14 protein-coding genes and 2 pseudogenes are annotated in these 21288 nt (G+C 62.3%); 15 read left to right on the plus strand and 1 reads right to left on the minus strand.

Annotated features, from left to right (window positions below; all coding sequences use genetic code 11):
• The first annotated feature begins 13 nt into the window (after positions 1–13).
• The 12 genes and pseudogenes from OMP40_RS11610 to OMP40_RS11660 all read left to right on the plus strand — a co-directional run bounded on the left by OMP40_RS11610 (position 14) and on the right by OMP40_RS11660 (position 15970).
• Positions 14–781, plus strand: coding sequence for an SDR family NAD(P)-dependent oxidoreductase (locus OMP40_RS11610; protein ID WP_277531461.1), 768 nt, complete (start codon positions 14–16; stop codon positions 779–781).
• Positions 782–2354: 1573 nt separating this feature from the next.
• Positions 2355–2840 (plus strand): annotated as a pseudogene (locus tag OMP40_RS41510) (beta-galactosidase); the annotation flags it as partial.
• Positions 2841–3027: 187 nt separating this feature from the next.
• The gene (locus tag OMP40_RS11615; protein ID WP_277531463.1) at positions 3028–4473 is read left to right on the plus strand and encodes an alpha-amylase family protein; all 1446 of its coding nucleotides are present in this window, start codon (positions 3028–3030) and stop codon (positions 4471–4473) included.
• Positions 4474–4691: 218 nt separating this feature from the next.
• A complete protein-coding gene (locus tag OMP40_RS11620; RefSeq protein WP_277531465.1) occupies positions 4692–6068 on the plus strand; it encodes a response regulator in 1377 nt (458 codons plus the stop codon).
• Positions 6065–6319, plus strand: a complete 255-nt coding sequence (locus OMP40_RS11625; protein WP_277531467.1) for a helix-turn-helix domain-containing protein — start codon at positions 6065–6067, stop codon at positions 6317–6319. The genes OMP40_RS11620 and OMP40_RS11625 overlap by 4 nt, the downstream gene beginning before the upstream one ends.
• A 509-nt stretch (positions 6320–6828) precedes the next feature.
• Positions 6829–8163, plus strand: a complete 1335-nt coding sequence (locus OMP40_RS11630) for a sensor histidine kinase (protein ID WP_277531469.1) — start codon at positions 6829–6831, stop codon at positions 8161–8163.
• 183 nt (positions 8164–8346) lie between these two features.
• A complete protein-coding gene (locus OMP40_RS11635) occupies positions 8347–9261 on the plus strand; it encodes an ABC transporter permease (RefSeq protein WP_277531471.1) in 915 nt (304 codons plus the stop codon).
• Positions 9224–10102: a carbohydrate ABC transporter permease gene (locus tag OMP40_RS11640; protein ID WP_277531472.1), complete on the plus strand. Its 879-nt coding sequence runs from the start codon at positions 9224–9226 to the stop codon at positions 10100–10102. Before OMP40_RS11635 ends, OMP40_RS11640 begins: the two co-directional genes overlap by 38 nt.
• Positions 10103–10170: 68 nt before the next feature.
• Positions 10171–10968 (plus strand): extracellular solute-binding protein, encoded by a 798-nt coding sequence (locus OMP40_RS11645; RefSeq protein ID WP_277531474.1) that lies wholly within the window; start codon positions 10171–10173, stop codon positions 10966–10968.
• Positions 10877–11920, plus strand: a complete 1044-nt coding sequence (locus OMP40_RS11650; RefSeq protein ID WP_277531475.1) for a type 2 periplasmic-binding domain-containing protein — start codon at positions 10877–10879, stop codon at positions 11918–11920. The genes OMP40_RS11645 and OMP40_RS11650 overlap by 92 nt, the downstream gene beginning before the upstream one ends.
• A 182-nt stretch (positions 11921–12102) precedes the next feature.
• Positions 12103–13381 (plus strand): annotated as a pseudogene (locus OMP40_RS11655) (alpha-L-fucosidase).
• Positions 13382–13402: 21 nt separating this feature from the next.
• Positions 13403–15970, plus strand: a complete 2568-nt coding sequence (locus OMP40_RS11660) for a beta-mannosidase (RefSeq protein WP_277531477.1) — start codon at positions 13403–13405, stop codon at positions 15968–15970.
• 709 nt (positions 15971–16679) lie between these two features.
• Here the strand turns inward: OMP40_RS11660 and OMP40_RS11665 are convergent.
• Complete coding sequence (locus OMP40_RS11665; protein WP_277531479.1) at positions 16680–17513, minus strand: helix-turn-helix transcriptional regulator; 834 nt, start codon at positions 17511–17513, stop codon at positions 16680–16682.
• Positions 17514–17661: 148 nt separating this feature from the next.
• On the opposite strand from OMP40_RS11665, the gene OMP40_RS11670 reads away from it, so the two are divergent.
• The 3 genes from OMP40_RS11670 to melA are packed head-to-tail and all read left to right on the plus strand — an operon-like array spanning position 17662 to position 21245.
• Positions 17662–18753, plus strand: a complete 1092-nt coding sequence (locus OMP40_RS11670) for an FG-GAP repeat domain-containing protein (RefSeq protein WP_277531480.1) — start codon at positions 17662–17664, stop codon at positions 18751–18753.
• A gap of 5 nt (positions 18754–18758) precedes the next feature.
• Positions 18759–19808, plus strand: coding sequence for a Gfo/Idh/MocA family protein (locus OMP40_RS11675; RefSeq protein WP_277531482.1), 1050 nt, complete (start codon positions 18759–18761; stop codon positions 19806–19808).
• A gap of 24 nt (positions 19809–19832) precedes the next feature.
• Positions 19833–21245, plus strand: a complete 1413-nt coding sequence (gene melA, locus OMP40_RS11680) for an alpha-galactosidase (protein WP_277531484.1) — start codon at positions 19833–19835, stop codon at positions 21243–21245.
• Positions 21246–21288 lie beyond the last annotated feature (43 nt).

A 21288-nucleotide genomic window follows, 5' to 3' on the forward strand; every position in this document is an offset into this window, starting at 1 on the left:
AAGAGGTGCGGCGATGAGTTGGGAAAATAAAGTCGTGATCGTCACCGGCGGCGGAGGCGGCATCGGCCGCGCGGTCGCGATGCGGTTCGCGGGCGCCGGCGCATCGGTCGTCGCGGTCGGCCGCACGCTGTCGAAGGTGCGGGACGTGGCCGACGAGATCGCGGCAGCGGGCGGACGCGCGGTCGCGATGGCCGCAGACGTCTCGTCCGAGGCGGACGTGACGCGGGTCATTCGCGACGCGCGGGACGCGTTCGGCCGGATCGACGTCATGGTCAACAACGCGGCGGTATGCCCGCAGGTCCGGCTGACCGATATGAGCCTGGACCAGTGGAACGGCGTCATTACGAACAATCTCACGTCGGTCTTCCTGTTCTGCCGGGGCGTCGTTCCGGTCATGCTGGAGCAGGGCGGCGGCGTCATCGTCAACGTCAGCTCGGTTCATGCGCTCGCGACGCTGGACGGCTACTCCGCCTATGCGGCGTCGAAGGCGGGCATCGCCGGGCTCACGCGGGCGATCGCGCTCGACTTCGCGAAGCAGAACATCCGCGCCAACACGGTGCTGCCGGGCGCGGTGCGGACGCCGATGCTCGAGAGCAGCGTCAAAAATCTCGATACGCCGCGGGACGAGATCATGAAGCAGTGGGACGAGTCGCAGCCGATCGGCCGCGTCGGACAGCCGGAGGAGATCGCGTCCGTCGTCATGTTCGCGGCCAGTCCCGACAATTCGTTCATGACCGGCGCCACGCTGGTCGCCGACGGCGGCATGACGGTGGAGCTGTAGTTGCGGACAACCAAGAGAGCTGTCTCTAAGGCCTTAAATTGGCCGGGAGACGGCTCTTTTTTTTACCGGAATACGCCGCAGTCCCGACAAGTAACGCTGTACAGCGCCTCATGGGCCCGGAATGCGCCGCAGTCCCGACCAGGTAACGCTGAACAGTGCCTCTTTGCCCGAAATACGCCGCAGTCCCGACAAGTAACGCTGTACAGCGCCTCTTGGCCCGTAATATGCCGCAGTACCGACCAGGTAACGCTGAACAGCGCCTCATCGGCCCGGAATGCGCCGCAGTCCCGACAAGTAACGCTGAACAGCGCCTCTTGGCCCGTAATATGCCGCAGTACCGACCAGGTAACGATGACGTTAAGCGGCAAGGTAAGCGTGAGATGCAAATGAGGACTGCGGGACTAACCGAAGGCAAGCCGAGCGAAGATACCGGACACAGATGCAATTGCGATCATTTCGGACTGGAGAGTCGTTATTTACCCAGATCCAGGCTAAAAAAGACGCAGCGCCACCCGTCCCGAGCGGATTTGTTCCAACATGGGACGACCGAGACGCAGCGACGCCCGTCCCGAGCGGACTTGTTCCTACATGGGACGACCGAGACGCAGCGCGACCCGGCCCGAGCGGATTTGTTCCTACATGGGACTGCCGAGACGCAGCGACGCTTGGCCCGAGCGGATTTGTTCCTACATGGGACTGCCGAGACGTAGCGCCACCCGTCCCGAGCGAATTTGTTCCTACATGGGACGACCGAGACGCAGCGCCACCCGTCCCGAGCGGATTTGTTCCTACATGGGACTGCCGAGACGTAGCGCCACCCGTCTCGAGCGGATTTATTCCTACATGGGACTACCGTGAAGCAGCGACGCCCGTCCCGAGCGGATTTGTTCCTACATGGGACTGCCGAGATGCAGCGCCACCCGTCCCGAGCGGATTTGTTCCTACATAGGACTGCCGTGAAGCAGCGCCACCCGTCCCGATCGGATTTGTTCCTACATAGGACTGCCGTGAAGCAGCGCCACCCGTCCCAAGTGGATTTGTTCCTACATGGTACGACCGAGACGCGGCGCCACCCGGCTCGAGCGACCGAGACACAGCGACGCCCGTCCCGAGCGGATTTGTTCCTACATGGGACGACCGAGACGCAGCGCCACCCGGAGCGAGCGGATTTGTTCCTACATGGGACGACCGAGACGCAGCGACGCCCGGAGCGAGCGGATTTGTTCCTACATAGGACTGCCGTGAAGCAGCGCCACCCGTCCCGAGCGGATTTGTTCCTACATGGGACGACCGAGACGCAGCGCCACCCGTCCCGAACGGATTTGTTCCTACATAGGACTACCGTGAAGCAGCGCCCCCCGGCTCGAGCGGATTTGTTCCTACATGGGACGACCGAGACGCAGCGACGCCCGGAGCGAGCGGATTTGTTCATGCCGGCGTATGGGCGGTCAAGTCCAAATTTCGTAGATAAGTTCATGTCCGCGGCCCGTCGCTCCCTCCATAATGGGGCGAGGAAGATCGGAGGGAGTGGACGGCTTTGCTGCAAACTATCGAATGGAATGCGGAGCGTTACGTGATCGACGGCAAGCCCGCATTTCTCGTGTCTGGCGAGTTTCATTATTTTCGCGTGCCCCGGGAGGATTGGAGAGAGCGGCTGATCCGTCTCAAGGAAGCCGGCGGCAATTGCGCGGCCACTTATGTGCCGTGGATTTTGCACGAGCCGGAGGAAGGGGACATCCGCTTCGGCGATACGCCAGAACGAGACCTGGAAGGCTTCCTGACGCTGTGCCGCGAGCTGGAGCTTCGCGTCATTGCGCGTCCGGGACCTTATCAATATTCCGAAATGAAGTATTGCGGCTTGCCGGGATGGCTGTGCGAGGGCTACCCCGAACTGCTGGCGCGGAACATCGCGGGAGAGACGATGACGAAGGATTCCGTCTCTTATTTGCATCCGCTGTTTTTGAGCAAGGTACGGGCCTGGTACGAGGCGGTCTGTCCGATTCTGGCCCGCCATACGGTCAGCCGCGGCGGACCGATCGCCTTCGTGCAGTTCGACAACGAGCTGACCGGCATACACGAATGGTTCGGCGGCTGGGATTATCACCCGGAGACGATGGGCTTCGGCCGGGAAGACGGCCGGTATCCGAGATTCCTCCGCGAACGCTACGGGGGAGGTCGGCGCGCTGAACGCGGCCTACGGCTCGCGGTTCGCCAGTCTGGCGGACGTGCGCCCGGCGGACGCCGCCTTGATCGGAACGTACGGGGACAGGCGCAGCGTGAAGGACTATCAGGACTTTTACTTCGGCAGCGTCGCCGAGTACGCGGTCACGCTCGCGGGCTGGATGCGGGAGGCGGGCATCGACTGCGACCTCGTGCACAATTCGGCGAATCCGGGCTCCAACGCCTATCACTACGAGACCGTTCGGGCGCTCGGAGCGGGCTTCGTGCTGGGCTCGGATCATTATTACAATCTGAACATGGACTGGAACGCGAACAACCCGACGCCCAAATACGCGCTCGGCGCGTTGCTGTCGCTCGAGAGCCTCCGCCATATGGGCTTTCCGCCGACGGTATACGAGCTGCCCGCGGGCAGCGCGGCGGACTGGCCGCCGATCCAGCCGGAGGACCTGAGCTGCTGCTACATGACCAACCTGGCGTTCGGCATGAAGGGTCTCAACTATTATGTATTTACCGGCGGGGCCAATCCGGCCGGCATCGGCGGCGACGGAGACGTATACGACTATCGGGCGCCGATCGGCCCGGACGGCGAGATTCGCCCGCACTACGTCGCGCTGAAGGCATTCGGGGATTTTCTGAGGACGAACGGCTGGCTGGCGGAGGCGGATCGGGTCTGCGACTTCCGCCTGGGACTCGACCGCGAGCTGCCCCGCAGCAAATATTATGCGGCGGACCTGGAGGGCTTCGGCAGCGCGGACGCCTGGGCGTTCCTCTCCAAGGGGCTCGCGATCACGTCGCTATGCGCCTCTTATTCCCCCGGAACGCTCGATCTGAACACGGACGCCATGCTCGGGCGGACCGACCTGCCGCTGCTCGTCGCATCCTCGGAGAACATGGCGGCGGACGTGCAGCGCCGTCTCGTCCGGTTCGTCGAGAACGGCGGGCGCCTGCTTCTGGCGCCGGTGCTGCCCGACAAGGACGAGTATTTCAATCCTTGTACGATCCTCGCGGATTTTCTCGAAGGAGCGTCGTGCGAGCGGCTTAAGGTATCGTATCCGGACGTACAAGCCGGCCCCGCGGCTTCGATTCACGTCAACGGCGGCCTCTGGGCGGCCAAGGGCATGCCGGCGGGGGCGTCCCCGATCGCCGGGGGAGCGGGTCAGCGGCAGGACGGTCGGCTGGATAAAGCAATACGCGGGCGGCGGGCGCGTGCTTTGGCTCGGGCTGCAGTGGCGATTCGACAAGCACGTCCATCTGCGGATGCTGGACTTCGCGCTGCGGGAGCTGGGCTGCGAGCCGTCGGTCGTGCGCTGCGACAACCCGAACGTGTGGACGTCGCTGCGGACCGACGGGAAGCGCCGGATGCTGTTCGCGATGAATCTGTTCTCGTCCCCGGCGACGGCAGAGCTCAAGGTCAGGCGGGCGGACGGCTCGTACCTGGAGACGGGAAGCCACGCGCTGCGTCCGATGGAGGCGAAGGCGATCCCGATCGTCGACTAGGCGCGCGCAGGTAGGAACCTCGCGAAGATCCCCGCGCGAGATGAGGCGGCGCGTGCGCGAAGGCCGGATGGCGGCAGCGGCGGCGAGATCGGACGAAGCGGAAGCGGGACGCCGGCAGGAGGTGCGGGGTGTTCTACAGAATACAACGTGGACAGCGTTTCCGCGCGTCCCGCCGGCCGTCCGGCCGCTGACGCATGCGGCCCGCCGCTGCTTCGATGAGAGAGGTGCACCTATGTTGAACGTCATGATCGTCGAAGACGAGATGCTTGTCCGGCTCGGCTTCAAAAATACCGTTCCCTGGGAAAAGTACGGCATGACCGTATGCGCGGACGCGGCGAACGGCCGCGAGGCGTGGGAGCTCTACGAGGGCGGGCTGCGGCCCGACCTTATCGTCACGGATCTGCTCATGCCCGAGATGGACGGACTGGAGCTGATCCGCCGGATTCGCGAGCAAGACAGCCGGACGCGCATCGTGATTCTGTCCTGCATGGAGGACTTCCACCTGGTGCGGCAGGCGATGAACATGGGCGTCTCCAACTACATGCTGAAGCTGACGATGACGCCGGAGGAGATCGATTCGGTGCTGACGCAGGTCAGAGAGGAGCTCGGCGTCCAGGAGTCGATCGAGGCGAGCAAAGGCATCATCCGCAACCCGGAATATCTCAAGGAAAACGTGCTCAAAAACTTCGTGTTCTACAACCTGTATTCGGAAGAAGAGTTCAAACGCCATATCGCCAAGCTGAAGCTGCGGCTGCACCCCGAACGGCTGGTCGTCTGCACGCTGGAGATCGACCGGTTCGACGGCGTCCGGGAGAAGTTCAAGGACGAGAAGGGCGAGCTGATCCGGGCGACGATCCTGAACGTGCTGAGCGAGCAGTTGGACCAATCGAAGCGCGGGGAGGCCGTATCCGACGGCGAAAGGCGCTATCTGCTGCTGTTCAGCTTCCGGGATATCGTCAGCGAGGCGAAGATCCACGAAGAGCTCGTCTGGCTGCTTCAGCAGATCCAGAAGGTGATGAAGCGGTTCTTTAACGTCTCCGCGACGATCGGCGTCAGCGGCATCCGCAGCGAGTATGCCTCGATGCGCGCGCTGTACCGGGAGAGCGAGGAGGCCGCGCGGCGAAGGTTCTATGCCGGCACGGGGCACATTCTGTTCCGCCGCCGGACGGAGCCCGAAGACTGCGCCGAAGTGAGCAGAAGGCTGAACGGCGTCCTTGGCGGGCTGCCGGACGCGCTCCGCGCCGTCCGGGACGACATGGAAGAGATCGTGCGCGGCTTCTCGGCGGCCGGCGGCGATTGCGGCGAGGCCGACGTGCGCAAGCTGTTCGTGCGGCTTCTTCATGCGCCCGCGGCGCAGGCGGAAGCCGGCCGTCAGGAAGCGGCCATGCTGGCCGCGGCATACGGGGAGACGCTGGGCCGATGCGAGACGCTGGACGAGACGATCGACGCGTTCGGCCGGTATCTGGCGGAGCTCGCGGCGATGCGCGGCAGCCGCAAGCAGCTGAGCAAGGAAATCGCCAGAGCCGTGCAGTACGTGCAGGAGCATCATGCCGAGAATATGTCCATTCAGCAGCTGGCGGAGGAGCTGGAGCTGTCCCCAATTATTTGAGCGGCCTGTTCAAGAAGGAACTGAACGTCAACTTCACGGACTACGTCAACCGCGTCCGCCTGGAGAAGGCGAAGGAGCTGCTGCTCACGACCAATCTCAAGTCCTACGAGATCGCCGAGCGTACCGGGTTCTCCGACGACAGCTACTTCAGCCGGACGTTCCTGAAGCATGTGGGCGTTCGCCCGAACGGCTTCCGCAGGCTGTGGGTGCAGGATCCGATCGCGGGAGCGGGTGACGGCCATGAGCGCTGAGCGGCGTCTGCGGCTGGGCCGGCTCTCTCTTAAAAACCAGCTGATCCTTTCTTTCGTCGCCATCACCCTGGCGGTGCTGTCGGTCACGTCCTATTACAGCTACCGGAAAACGATGACCGTGCTGCAGACGAGCATGGAGGACACGAGCCTCGCCCAGTTCCGGCAGATCGAGACGAATATCCGGACGCTGCTGCACGAGGTCGACAAGTATGCCAACACCTTCATCTATGAGACCGACGTCCAGACGTTCCTGCTCAGCGAACGTCTGTCGAACGCCGACTTCATCCCCCTTTCCCGCGGCGTCGACAAGTTGATGGCGCGGTATTTCGGCAACTACGATTATTTGGATTCGATGTACCTGTTCCTGGACAACGGCATGGTCATCGGCGGCACCCCCCTCGCAAAACCAGAGCTCGGCCGTAACCGGCAAGAGCTATCCTTTCTACAGCCATCCGCTGTACCTGTTCGTCAAGGAGCATTATCCGAACCTGCTGTACTGGACCGGCGGCGTGACGACCCAGGACTTCATGCGCACGCCGCTCGCCAACGCCGATTCGAACCGTCATCTGATCTCCGCGCTGCGGGGAATCACCTCGATGGACAGCCGGGAGGTCAGCGCGATCTTGCCCGTGAACGCGGTGCTCGCGTTCAACGTCAAGGAGCGATATTTGCATTCGCTCTACGGCAGCCTGCGCAGCGGACCGAACGGCAAGATGAGCATCGTCGACGGCGAGGGGATCGTGATCTCCGGCACGGACGAGGCCGATATCGGGCGCCCGTACAGGTTCGGCGACAAGCTGGCGGCGGACGTCCGCCAGTTCGACAGCTTTCAATCCGTCCGGGACGGCACGAAGGAGCAGGTGCTCTATTACCGGCTGGACGATCTGGGCTGGACCTTGACCAACGAAGTCCCCTCCGCGCAATACAGCCGGGGCGCCGTCGCGATCCAGCGGTTCACCGCGGCGGTATTCGTGCTGTCCGTCGTCCTTATCGCCGCCCTCTCCTCGCTCTGGATGCACCGGATCATGGGGCCGCTTCAGGAGCTGATCCGCGGGATGCGCAACATCGGCCGGGGGCAGCTCGGACAGCAGCTGACGCAGGCCTCGAACAAGGAGATCGGGCTTCTGATCGAGCAGTTCAACCGGATGTCGGTCGGCATCGCGGACCTGATGAAGCGCAACGAAGAAGCGGAGCAGGAGAAGCGCCGGCTCGAGATCGAGGCGCTCCAGTCGCAGATCAATCCGCATTTTCTGTTCAACACGCTCAACACGGTCAAGTGGCTGGCCGCGCTCGGCGGCGCGACCAATATCATGGAATGCGTCACGAGTCTCGGCAACATGCTGCGCCCGATCTACAACAAGCCCTCGCCGTTCTGGTCGATCGGCGAAGAGATCGCCTTCGTGCGCAACTACGCGAACATTATGAACTTCCGGTACGGCGAGGAGGTCGAATTCGTCTTCGATGTTCCCGAGCCTTTGCAGCGCTGCCTGTCGCTCCGGTTCATCATCCAGCCGTCGATCGAGAACGCGCTCGTTCACGGCCGATCGGGCAAAGGCGTCATTCGCGTGTCCGTCTGCGAGGACGGCGGCGATCTCGTCTTTGTCGTCGCCGACACGCGGGGCGGCATGTCGCCGGCCAAGACGGCGGAGCTCGATCGGAGGATTCGTTTGGACGGCGCCGCCGACGGAGAGAAGTCGGGGATCGGGCTGCTCAACGTCCACAAGCGGCTGCGTCTGCACTTCGGCGGCCGGTACGGCCTGACCGTGGAGAGCGAGGAAGGCGTCGGAACCCGGGTCGGCATGCGCATGCCGAAGCTGGCGGAGGGCGAGGTCCAAAAACCGTAGAATCGTACATGTTCTCTGTTCCGGCCGATTTCTATAATGAAAACAAGAAAGAAGCCGGAACAAAGAATGGATGATGACGAATGAAATCCGCGCAAGCGGCCGTGCCGACCGCGCTCGGCGGCGCGGGGGAAAAAGCCTCCAAAAAAGAAATCGCTCACCGCCAGCCGCCTGATCCTGTTCGCGATGGTGCTGCCCTTCGTCGCGATGATCTTCGCCTTCAACTATATTCCGCTCTTCGGGTGGATCTACGCCTTTTTCGATTACAGGCCCGGCATTCCGCTCTCGGAATCGTCCTTCGAAGGCTTGAAGTACTTCAGGCTCGTCTTCGAGGACAAGGAGCAGTTGATAAACGTGCTGGTCAACACGCTCGTCCTCGGCTTTCTCAGCATCCTCGCGTCGCCGCTCTCCGTCATTTTCGCCATTTTGCTGAACGAGACGGCGAGCGGCAAGTTCCGCAAGGCCGTCCAGACGCTGACGACGCTGCCGAATTTCATCAGCTTCATTATCGTCTACTCGCTGGCGACCGCCCTGTTCTCCTCGGGCGGACTGCTGAACGAGCTTCTGATGAAGCTGCACTGGATTCAGGAGCCGACCAACGTCATGGCCAATCCGGAAGCGGCCTGGCTGTTCCAGACCGCCGTGAGCGTTTGGAAGGGGCTCGGCTTCGGCAGCATCGTATATTTGGCGGCCATCGCGGGCATCGACACCGAGCTGTTCGACGCGGCCAAGGTGGACGGCGCGGGCAGGCTGCAGCGGATCGTGCACATCACCGTACCCGAGATCATGCCGACCTTCTTCGTGCTCACGCTGCTGGCGGTCGCGGGCATTTTGTCGAACAACTTCGAGCAGTATTTCGTTTTCTACAACTCGCTCGTGTCCGGGAAGGTCGAGACGCTGGATTATTATGTGTACCGGATGGGGATCGCCACGGGAGACATTCCGTTCGGGACGGCGGTCGGCATGGCCAAGTCGATCGTCAGCATCGCGCTGCTGTTCTCGCTGAACGCGCTGTCGCGCAAGATCAGAGGGCAATCCGTATTTCAGGAAAGGGGGGCGAACGGTGAAAAAGGATTCTTCCCTGACGTTCGATATTTTTAACTACGCGGTCCAGATTGCGATCACGCTGCTGTGCGTGTACCCGTTCTACTATATCTTCATCTATTCGATCAGCGATCCGCAGCAGGCGGTCAAAGGCGTGTTCATCGCCCCGGCGGGCTTCACGCTGCTGAACTACGCGACGATATTCAAGCTCGACCATATGCTGAATTCGTTCGTCGTCTCGGTCCTTCGCACCGTGATCGGCACGGCCGTCACCGTCCTGTGCTGCTCCTGGTTCGCCTATGCGGTAACGAAAAACGAGTTGTATTTCCGCAAGCTGATCTATCGCTTTCTGGTCGTCACGATGTACTTCAATGCGGGGCTCATCCCCTGGTACCTGACGATGAAGGCGCTGGGCCTGAAGAACAGCTTCCTGCTCTATATTCTTCCCGGCGCGATATCCGCGTTTTACGTGGTGCTGCTGAAGACGTTTATCGAGCAGCTGCCGAAGGCGCTGGAGGAGTCCGCGATGATCGACGGGGCGGGGTTTCTGAAAATATTCGTCCGCATCATCTTTCCGCTGTCGATGCCGATCGTGGCCACGATCGCGGTGTTCTCCGCGGTCGGTCAGTGGAATACGTGGATGGACAACTATTTCCTCGTATCCAGCGACAGGCTGCAGACGCTGCAGCTGGTCCTCTACAATTACTTGACCCAGGCGCAGCAGATCGTCAACAGCAGCAATATGCAGGACCTGAACCGCGGACTTGCGACGAAGGTATCGCCCGAATCGATTCGCATCACGATCACGATGGTCGTCACGATTCCCGTCATGCTCGTATATCCGTTCCTGCAGCGATATTTCGTGAAGGGCATCATGCTCGGCGCGATCAAAGGCTGATGGTTGTACCGCCTTAACCTAGGAAGGCGCGAACAATAGATGATTCAGATATTAAGGGAGGACATGGCATGCTTAGCACCAAAGCGTCCAGGGGGACAACATTCGCAGCGCTCGCCGTGGCGCTCGCCGTCACGGCGGGCTGCAGCGGCAATTCGAACAACGGGACGGCATCGCCGTCCGCAAGCGCGGCTCCGTCCGCTTCCAGCGCTTCTGCAACCGCTTCCGATTCCGGCTCGCCGACGAGCGCGCCGGCCAAGGATCCGATCACGCTGAAGGTGCAGTTCAACGCGACGGGCCCGGACTTCGAAGGTACCGACGTATACAACGAGATCGTCAAGCAGACGGGCGTCACCTTCAAGATCGAGCGGTTCGACGAAGAGAAGTTCAAGGTCGAGCTGGCCGGCGGCGACTTGCCGGACATCATCCAGGTGAAGAACGTCAACACGACGTACCTGCAGCAGCTGATCGAAGGCGGCAGCATCCTTCCGCTCGACGATCTGGTGAAGAGCAACGGACCGGACATCATGGCGCCGGTCTACGCGCAGAGCCTGGACTATTCCAGGAAGTTCTGGAGCAACGACACGGGCAAGCTGTACGTCATCCCGATGCAGATCGGCAAGTCGGGCTGGGGCTTCGACCAGCAGGTCGGCTTCAACACCCGCTGGGATTATTACAAGGAGCTCGGCTATCCCGAGATCAAGAGCATCGACGACATGGTGAACGTGCTGGCGGACATGGTGAAGAAGCATCCGACGACGGCCGAGGGCAAAAAAGGTGTACGGCGCGGCGATCTGGAACGACTGGGATACGTGGGGGCTGGCAAGTCTCGGCCTCGTCACCGGGAACGGCAAATTCAACGTCAATGACGGGCAGCTGTACAACACGTACCTGGATCCTGCGCACAGCGACTTCTGGGATACGATCTCGTTCCTGTACAAGGCGCAGCAAAAGGGCATTCTCGATCCGGACGCGTTTACGGCCAAGTACGACGACATCGTGGCCAAAGGCACGCAGGGAACGCTGCTCTCGTCGGTCGCGACCTGGCCGTTCCAGCAGGCGAACGCCGATCTGTTGAAGCAGGGCGCCGACAAAGGCTACGTGACCATACCGCTCGCCTGGGGCCAGGCGTACGTCGGCGGCTCGACGGTCGCGGGCTGGGGCGACCGCGCCTACGCGATCACCAAAAACTGCAAGGATCCCGCCCGCGCGATGGATCTGATCAATTTCCTCGTCTCCGAAAAGGGCTCCCGCCTGATTCAGAGCGGCGTCCAGGGCGTGCATTGGGACGTCGTGGACGGCAAGCCGCAGATCAAGCCGGATGTCGTCCAGCTCCGCTCGGCGGGCGGCGACGCCTGGAAGAAGACGGGCATCAACATGGCCGCGAACCAGCAGGGCCTGACCGACTTCACCGAGACGAGCGACGGCAGCATCGTCAATCTGTTCGATACGCCGGAGATGTACGCGACCCAGAACAACTCGCTCACGAAGGACTACAACGACCACTACGGCGTGACGTATCCGTCGGAGGCTTACAAGAAGCTGGCGGACGCGGGCAAGGTGAAGACGCTGGACGCGATGCCGCAGGACGTCGTCAACGCGATGCCGCCGATGCCGGACGATATCAAGCGGATCGACGCCAAGCTGAGAGACACGATCATCAAGGGAGCGCCGATCGTCGTCCTGCAATCGAAGGACGACGCGGACTATCAGAAGCGGCAAGCGGCGTTGATCGACCAGTTGACCAAGGCCGGCGCCGACAAGTGGTTCGAATGGTACAAGCAAGCCTTCGAGGACACGAAGGCGAAGATCGCGGGCTAACACCAAGCCGGAGAGATGGCCGGCTAGAAGCGATACGCGAAGGATCGGCGGCCGCGGGGCGTAGCCGCGATCCGGGATCGCGGGTGCCGGAACGGCGGATTCCGCTGCTCCGGCACCCGTTTTTAAGTTGAGAGGCAGGGCCGCTTCGCGGAGCTATTCCGAATTTATGGAGGTATTTGAAGATGCATAACGAGGCTTATCCGGAACGGGTGCGATGGTTCATGCACGACCGGTACGGCATGTTTATTCACTGGGGCTTGTACGCGATTCCTTCCCGCGGCGAATGGGTCCGCAGCCTGGAGGAGATCCCGGAGACGGATTACCGCCCCTTCTACGAGGAATTCGACCCCGACCGCTACGACCCGCGGGCTTGGGCGAAGCTCGCCAGGGCCGCCGGCATGAAGTACGCCGTCATGACGGCCAAGCATCACGACGGCTTCTGTCTGTTCGACAGCAAGCTGACGGAATACAAAGCGACCAACGCGCCGGCGGGCCGGGATCTGATCCGCGAGTACGTCGAGGCGTTCCGCGAGGAGGGCCTGCGGGTCGGCCTGTATTATTCGATCATCGACTGGCATCACGAAGATTATCCGGCTTACGGCGACAAGATTCATCCGATGCGCGCGAACGAAGCGTTCAAGGACAAGCCGATCGTTTTCGACCGCTATCTCGACTACATGCACGGGCAAGTGAAGGAACTGCTGACCGGCTACGGGAAAATCGACGTCATGTGGTTCGACTTTTCCTACGACGACATGACCGGCGAAAAGTGGCGGGCGACCGAGCTCGTGCGGATGATGCGCGCGCTCCAGCCGGACATCGTCATCGACAACCGGCTCGGCGGCAACATCAAAGCGGCGGAGCCCGAGGAATATGCGGGCGACTTCGCGAGTCCGGAGCAGATGCTGCCGTCCGCGGGCATCCGCAGCGAGTCGGGACGCCCCGTGCCGTGGGAGGCCTGCATCACGCTGAACGACCACTGGGGCTACTGCTCGTCCGACCGCAATTACAAGTCGGCCAAGACCGTCATTCGCGGGCTCGTCGAATGCGTCAGCAAGGGCGGCAACCTGCTGCTCAACGTCGGGCCTGATCCCAAGGGGCGCATCCCCGGCGAGTCCGTCGACGTGCTGCGCGAGGCGGGCCGCTGGATGGACGCGAACGCGAGCAGCATCTACGGCTTGCGGCGCGGCGGCGCTGCCCAAGCCGGAGTGGGGCCGCTACACGCAGAACGGGAACAAGCTGTACGCCCATATTTTCGACCGGGGCATGGGACCGATCTCGTTCGAAGGGATGAAGGGCAAGATCAAGCGGGCCAGGCTGCTCGCGGACGGCTCGGAGATCAAGGTGGAGACGCCCTGGATGGCCTACGAATACCCCGACGACGCGTTCATCACGCTTGCCGGCGCGGAGCTGCCGGACGACATCGACACCGTGATCGAGCTGGAGCTGGCAGCGGATTGAGAAGAGAAGGAGTGGGGGGACATGCGTTTGAACGATTGTACGGACATGGAGGAAAGGCTGCACGGCGCGCTGGATCTGTCTGGCGTCTGGCGGCTTGCGGGCTCCGACGGGCAGCGGGGCGGCGTGCGGACGTTCCATCTGGCGGATACGGACGACGCCAAGTGGATGGAGGCGAGCGTGCCGGGCGAGGTTCACCTGGAGCTCATCAAGCGCGGCTTGATCGAAGAGCCGACGGAAGGGCTGAACGCCCTGTCCGGCCGCTGGGTGGAGGAGAGCATCTGGGCTTACCGGAAGACGTTCTCTGCACCCGAGGCGGCGGTCGAAGGCTGTGCCTGGCTCGTCTTCGAGGGGCTCGACTACGAAGGGCACATTTATTTGAACGAGGAGAGGATCGGCGAGCACGCCAATTTTTACCGTCCCTGCAAGCTTGACGTGACAGGCAAGCTGCGCGAGGAAAACCTGCTCGTCGTCGTGCTGAACGGCGGCTTGCACGCGGCAGGCAACCGCTCGGTGGAAGGCTACTATGAAAATTCCTACGACCACGTCCTGCACAAGCGGATCTGGCTGCGCAAGCCGCAAAGCTCCTTCGGCTGGGATTGGTCCGCGCGTTATGTGAACGTGGGCATTCACAAGCCGGCGCGTCTCGAATGGGCCGCGACGGCGCGCGTCGACGACATCGTCGTCCTGACCGACCTGAACGAACGGATGGACGAAGGGGCCGTGTCGGTTCGCGTCTTCCTCGAAGGCTGCGCCGACCTGCCCGCCGAGGCGGAGGTGACGGTACGCGTGAACGGCGGTGCCGCGGCTTCGAGCGTCCATCCGGTGCGCAAGGGACAGCAGCGGCTGGACGCGGCGGCGGCGGTGCCGAATCCCCGGCTGTGGTGGCCGTCCGGGCACGGCGAGCAGCCGCTCTACGAGATCGAGGTGGAGGTCAAAGTGAACGGGAGCGTCATCTGCAGGCGCGTCAAGCGGGCCGGCTTCCGGCGGCTGGCCATTAACCAGGATCCCCATCCGGCCGGGGGGCGCTACTTCGTGCTGGAGGTCAACGGCAAGCCCGTATTCGCGAAGGGCGCCAACTTCATTCCGGCCGACATGCTGTTCATTCGCGCGGACCGCGCCCGTTACGAAGGACTGATCGACCGGGCGCTCGAAGCCAACTTCAACTTTTTGCGCGTCTGGGGCGGAGGCGTGTATGAATCGGACGACTTCTACGAGCTGTGCGACGAGCGGGGCGTGATGGTCTGGCAGGACTTCATGTTCGCCTGCGCGGCGTACCCGACGACGGAGCCCGCTTTTATGCGGAACGTAAAGGAAGAGGCGATCTACAACGTGCGCCGGCTGGCGCATCATCCGAGCCTCGTCATGTACTGCGGCAACAACGAAAATCAATGGCATACGAACCGCTGGGACGAAGAGGCGAGCGAAAGCGTCATGTATCCGGATTACGCGTTTTACCATCACGTGCTGCCCCGAATCGTGCGGGAGGAAGACCCGGGACGCTACTATCAGCCGAGCAGTCCGTATTCGCCGGACGATCTGCATCCGAACGACGATTCGGCGGGCGATCAGCATCCGTGGACGGTCGGCTTCGACAATACCGACTTCCGCGAATACCGGTCGCTGACCTGCCGGTTCCCGAACGAAGGGGGCATCCTCGGGCCGACCAGTCTGCCGGCCATGCACGCCAGTCTGCCGGACCCTCACCGGGAGGTGCTGTCCTTCGCCTGGCAGCAGCACGACAACGCGGTCGACTCCTGGTACGCGCAGTCGGCGCCCGACCGGCAGATCCGGGAATGGACGGGGCTCGAGCCGCGCGGGCTGTCGATCGAGGAGCATGTCTATTACGGCGGGCTGGTCCAGGGCGAGGGTTTAAGGGAGTATATCGACAACTTCCGGCGCCGGATGTTCGACAGCGCCTCGGCGATCTTCTGGATGTTCAACGACTGCTGGCCGGCGACCCGCAGCTGGACGATCGTCGACTATTACCTCAACCGGACGCCGTCCTTCTACCCGGTGAAGCGGGCATTCCAGCCCGTGTCGGTCGTGGTCGTCCGGGAAGCGGGGCTGGTCCGCATATTCGGCATCAACGAGACGGGGGAAACGTGGCGCGGCGAGCTGCACGGCGGCTTGTTCACGCTCGGCGGCGACTACGTGAAGGAGCTGCGCTCGACGGTCGAGGTGCCGGCGAATACGTCGCGCTGCGTGGCCGAATTCGACGCGGACGCCTGGGACGCCGCCGGGATTGCGGACACGCTGGCATTCGCGAGTCTGTCGCAGGGCGGCGAGACGGTTGCGCGCGGACGCCTGATTGTGCCGCGCTTCCGGGAGATGAACTGGCCGCAGGCGCAGATCGACGTTCGCATGGACGGCGGCCATGCCGTCTTCACCAGCAGCGCGTTCGCCTTCGGCGTATGCATCGATCTCGACGGCGATCTTCCGCTGTCCGACAATTTCTTCGATCTGTGGCCGGGAATGCCGCACAGAATCGCGTGGCCGTCAGGACGCAAGCCGCCGCAGGTGCTGTACGTCGGCAATTCGATCGGCGATCGGCAGGCGCGTACGGCAGCGGCGCCGGCAGGGCGATCGTAATTTATAAGTTGGGACCGTCCGGCAAGGGCGGTCCTTTCCGTTTGATATAATGGAAAGTATAAAATCGACAGGCAGCGCCCTTCAGCGCCTCTTCGGCTCGGAATACGCCACGGTCTCGACCAGGTAACGCTGCATAGCGCCCGCATCGTCGTGCGAGGCGAGAAAGGGGATCGCGCTGGATCACGCAGGCTTTTAGCCGATTGGACGAGCCGATGCGGATATGCCTGCCATCCTTGGCGGGCATTCGCATGCCGTCCCTCGCACAGGCCATCCCTCGCACAGGCCATCCCTCGCGCAGGCAGATGCCGAACAGGAGCGGCGGCGTCCCATCGCCCCCGCTGGCTTCACTAGCTAACCTTGCGGTGACAATAGGCGATAAAGTACGCGTTAGATGCGAATGAGTAGTGCGGGAGCAACGGAAGGCAAGCCGAAAGAAGATACCGGACTCAGATGACGCTATTGCGTACAAAACGGTGCAATTGCGATCTTTTCGGACTGGAGAGGCGTTATTTGCTCAGATCAAGGCTAAAATAGCTCTCCAAACCCGCGATAGGGGCTCCTGGGTCCGCGAACGGGCCGCAAATTGCGATAGGAACAAAAATAAGGGCTCCTCAGTCCGTCCGTTGAGCGCCACCGCGCAAACAAAGGCCGCAGGCGGCATTTCTTATCCGGCACGTGCGTCGACGCACGCGCGCGTTAGCGGCTTCCGCTACTCCTTGCCGCCAGCCGCGGTCCGATACTTCCCCGGCGACATCCCGGTCGTCTTTTTGAACAAGTTCTGAAAGTACGTCTCGCTCTTGTACCCGACCTTCTCGGCGATCTCCGCCATCGGCAGCCGCGTCGACGCCAGGTACTGCTTGGCCACCTCGATGCGGTAACGGATCAAATATTGGATCGGACTCATGCCCGTCTCGGCCTTGAACACGTGAATAAAATGGTACGGATTCGTGTAGGTCAGGCTGGCCAGCGTCTCGAGCGTCACGTCGAACGGATAATTTTCCTCCATATAGCGCCTCGCCAGGTGAACGGTTTCCTTGTGCGGGCGCTTTTTCACTTGGTCCGCCGCCGAATAATGCAGCAGACGCGCGAGCCTGCCCGTAAGCGCGTGGAGCAGTCCGTTCGCGACGAAGGCGGATTCGGGCAGCGGGCTGCTCCATTCCTCGATCATGTCGACGAACAGCTTCTTCACCGGCAAAAAGTGCTCGCCGAGCTCCAGCATGGCCGGCTGGGCGGCGCTCGACAGGCAGTCGGCCGGCATGCCTTGCAGCTGCAGCCCCGCGTACGCGACGTAAACCGCGGCGAACTTGTCGCTGGTCGATCGTTCCTCGTGCCAGATGCCCCGATTGTACATGAGCAGGCTGCCGGCTTTGGCGCGATAGAACCTGCCGTCCACGCGAAATTCCCCTTCTCCCTCCGTGATCAGGAAGATCTCGCCGTTTAGCTCGTGCTGGTGAAGCGGGAAGTAGAAGGGCGACTCCTTGCTCCCGTGAATGAGCGATCCGCTCAGAATCTCCGGCTTCCCGGCGATGATCGAGTGCCTCATGCGTGCGCGCCTCCAAAACCCAATTTTCAATAGCCAAATCCCGCAACTCTCCGCATTGTCCCTTAATCTGTCTGTATTGTAGATTATAAGCGATACGACATTCAATAGCGCTTTCACAACGAATCCATAGACCTGCGGAGAGAGGGACATGCGCATGCCCATTCAATTCAACAAGCGGAAGCTGAGCGACGAGACGTTCGAAGCCTGCTCCGTCTTCGACGTCGACGGCGACGGCACGCTCGATATCGTGAGCGGCGGCTACTGGTACGAGGGGCCCGATTTCGTCAAAAAACACAAAATCTGCGAGCTGGCGACCTACGCGCATTACCGGGACGACTTCTCCGACTTCCCGATGGATGTGGACGGGGACGGGCGGATGGATATCGTGACGGGCTCCTGGTGGGGAGGCGCGCTCAAGTGGCGACGCAACCCGGGGATCGCCTCCGCGGAATGGGAGACGATCGAGATCGACCCGAGCACGCCGATCGAGACGATTCGTTACTTCGACATCGACGGCTGCGGCATACCCGAGATTTTTCCCAACACGCCGGGATCGCCTCAAGCCTTCTACAAGCTGATCGTCGACGAGAACGGCAAGGGGACGGGGAAGTTCAGCAAGACCGTCATCTCCGAAGGTCCGAGCGGGCATGGCATGGGTTTTGCGGACATTACCGGCAACGGGCGTACGGACATCGTGCTGTCGAACGGCTGGCTGGAGCAGCCGGAGGACCCGTTCGCGGGACCGTGGACGTTCCACCCCGAGTTCTCGCTCGGCTCCGCCAGCGTGCCGGTGCTCGGCTACGACGTCAATGGCGACGGCCTGTGCGATCTGATCGTCGGCCAGGCGCATGACTACGGCCTGCACTGGTACGAGCAGCGACGGGAAGCGGACGGCTCTCGCAGCTGGACCCGCCACGACATCGATACGACCGCGTCCCAGTATCACGATCTGATGCTCGTCGATCTCGATCTCGACGGCGAGCTGGAGCTGGTCACCGGCAAGCGCTATCTGGCGCACGACAACGATCCGGGCTTCGACGATCCGCTGTTCTTGTACTATTTCAAAATCAACGGCGGCGCCTTCGAGAAGCATGTCATCGATTACGGCCCCGCGGGCGAGGGCTCGGGCAACGGCATTTATATGTGGATTCAGGACATCACCGGCAACGGCTACCCCGACATCGTCGCGCCGGGCACGGAAGGCCTCTATTTATTCGAAAACTTGGGACCCAGGGAGTGAGCGAGATGAGCAAATTAAAAATCGGATTCGTCGGCGTCGGCGGCATGGGGCAGATGGCGCATCTGTCCAACTACGCGGTATTGCGCGATCAATGCGAGGTCGTGGCGCTGGCCGAGGTGCGCCCGGGACTCGCGCGCACGGTGGCGGACCGCTACGGCGTACCGACCGTGTATGCCAATCATCTGGAGCTGCTGCATGACGCAAAGGTAGATGCGATCGTCGCGCCGCAGCAGTACCGCACGCATATCAACCTCATCCCCGACATTCTGAAGGCGGGCATCCCGGTGTTCACCGAGAAGCCGATCTCGCTTACCGTCGAGGCCGGCGAGGAGCTGGTCCGGCTCGCTGACGAATACAAGACGCTGCACATGGTCGGCTACCACAAGCGCTCCGATCCTGCGATGGAGCACGCAAGCGCCGTCATCGAGCAGTGGAAGGCAAGCGGCGAGTACGGCAAAATGCAGTATGTCCGCGTCACGATGCCGCCGGGCGACTGGATCGGAGGCTCGGATGCGCCGCTGAACTCGGACGAACCGTATCCGAACGTCGCGATCGAGCCGGGACCCGACTATTTCACAGACGAACAGACCCGCCACCTCGATGCATTCGTCAACTATTACATCCATCAGGTCAACGCCATCCGCTTCTTGCTGCGCGAACCGTACAAGATCACGTTCGCGGATCGCCGCGGCGTGCTGCTGGCGGGCGAGAGCGATGGCGGCGTCACGGTCGCGCTGGAGATGGCCCCGTATAATACGTCGATCGAATGGCACGAGAGCCTGCTCGTCTGCTTCGAGCGCGGCTTCGTCCGCGTCGATCTGCCGCCGCCGCTCGCCCGCCAGCAGGCCGGCAAGGTCACGATCATGAAGGACGGCAAGGGCGCGCCTTCCTACGAGATTCCTGTGATGCCGAACCTGCACGCCATGCGCAAGCAGGCGATGAACTTCATCGCCGCGGTGCGCGGCGAGCGGCCGGCGCCGTGCGAATCGAAGGAAGCGCTGGAAGACCTGAAGCTGGCCAGGGATTACATCCGCTTGATGCAGCAATACCAATAAAGCGCGAAGGGACGGGATCGTACCATGAGAAGAGTCGCGATCATCGGAGCGGGCAGCATCGTTTTTTGCAAGACGCTGATGCTCGACATCATGGCGACGCCGGAGCTGGAGGACACCGAGTTCGTATTGATGGCCCCTTCCACGGGCAAAACGTCGCAGGTCAAAGCGTTCGCCGACAAGGTCATCGAGAAGAACGGGCTCAAGTCGCGCGTACTCGTGACGACCGACCGGAGGGAGGCGCTGGCCGGCGCGAGCTATGTCATCACGTCGTTCCAGGTTGGCGGCGTGTCCGCGTTCGAACTGGACTACAAGATTCCGATGAAGTACGGCGTCGACCAGTGCATCGGCGATACGCTCGGCCCCGGCGGCGTATTCCGCGCGCTGCGCAGCATTCCGGTCATCCTGGACGTGGCGCGGGATATGGAGGAGCTGTGCCCGAACGCGACGCTGCTCAACTACGTGAACCCGATGGCCATGATCTGCTGGGCGCTCGGCGAGACCAACATTCAATATGTCGGCCTGTGCCACGGCGTGCAGACGACGCTTGACCTCATCGCGGGCTATACCGGCGTGCCGAAGGAAGAGATCGATTACGTCTCCGCGGGCATCAACCACATGGGCTGGTTCACGAAGCTGTCCCACAAGGGCGAGGATCTGTACCCGGCGCTTCGCGACAAGTTCGAGCAGCCTGCATTTTACGTCAACGAGAAGGTGCGCGGCGAGGTGTTCCGCCACTTCGGCTACTTCATGACCGAGTCGACGGGGCATCTGTCCGAGTACGTGCCGTGGTTCCGCAAAAATCAAAAGGCGCTCGACCTGTACTGCGACGAGCCTTCTTTCGGCGGAGAATCCGGCGCGTACTATACTTGGTGCGCGTACGTCGCCGAGAAGTACAAGGACCAGGACATTCTGGCGGACGAATCGTACGATTTGCCGCCCCGGAGCGTGGAATACTGCGCTTATATCATCGAGGCGTTGGAAACGGGCAAAACGTTCAAGTTCAGCGGCAATCTGCGCAACAACGGCATGATCGCCAACCTCCCGGCGGACTGCTGCGCCGAGGGCGCCGTATTCGCGGACCGCACGGGCATCCACCGGACCGTCATCGGCGAGATTCCGCCGCAGTGCGCGGCGCTTAACATGACCAACATCAACGTGCAGCGGCTGGCCGTGCTGGCTGCCAAATCCGGCGACCCGGAGACGGTCGTGCAGGCCATCGCGCTCGATCCGCTCACGTCGTCGGTGCTGACGCTGAAGGAGATCCGCGACATGGTCACGGAGATGCTGACCGCGCAGCGGCAGTGGCTGCCGCAGTTCGAAGGTCGCCTGCCGCGGCCGACGCCGACGATCGAGACGCCCGAAGGGTTGCAGCGGGCGGAAGTGCCGATCGATCCTGCGCTGGCAGTGTTCTCGCGGTTCGGGGAGTTGGCGAAGTAAGGCGGGAGTCTGCCTCGAGGGTTGACAGTTTCGCCCTCTTTCG

Source organism: Cohnella rhizosphaerae (assembly GCF_029525575.1).
GTDB classification, from domain to species: domain Bacteria; phylum Bacillota; class Bacilli; order Paenibacillales; family Paenibacillaceae; genus Cohnella; species Cohnella rhizosphaerae.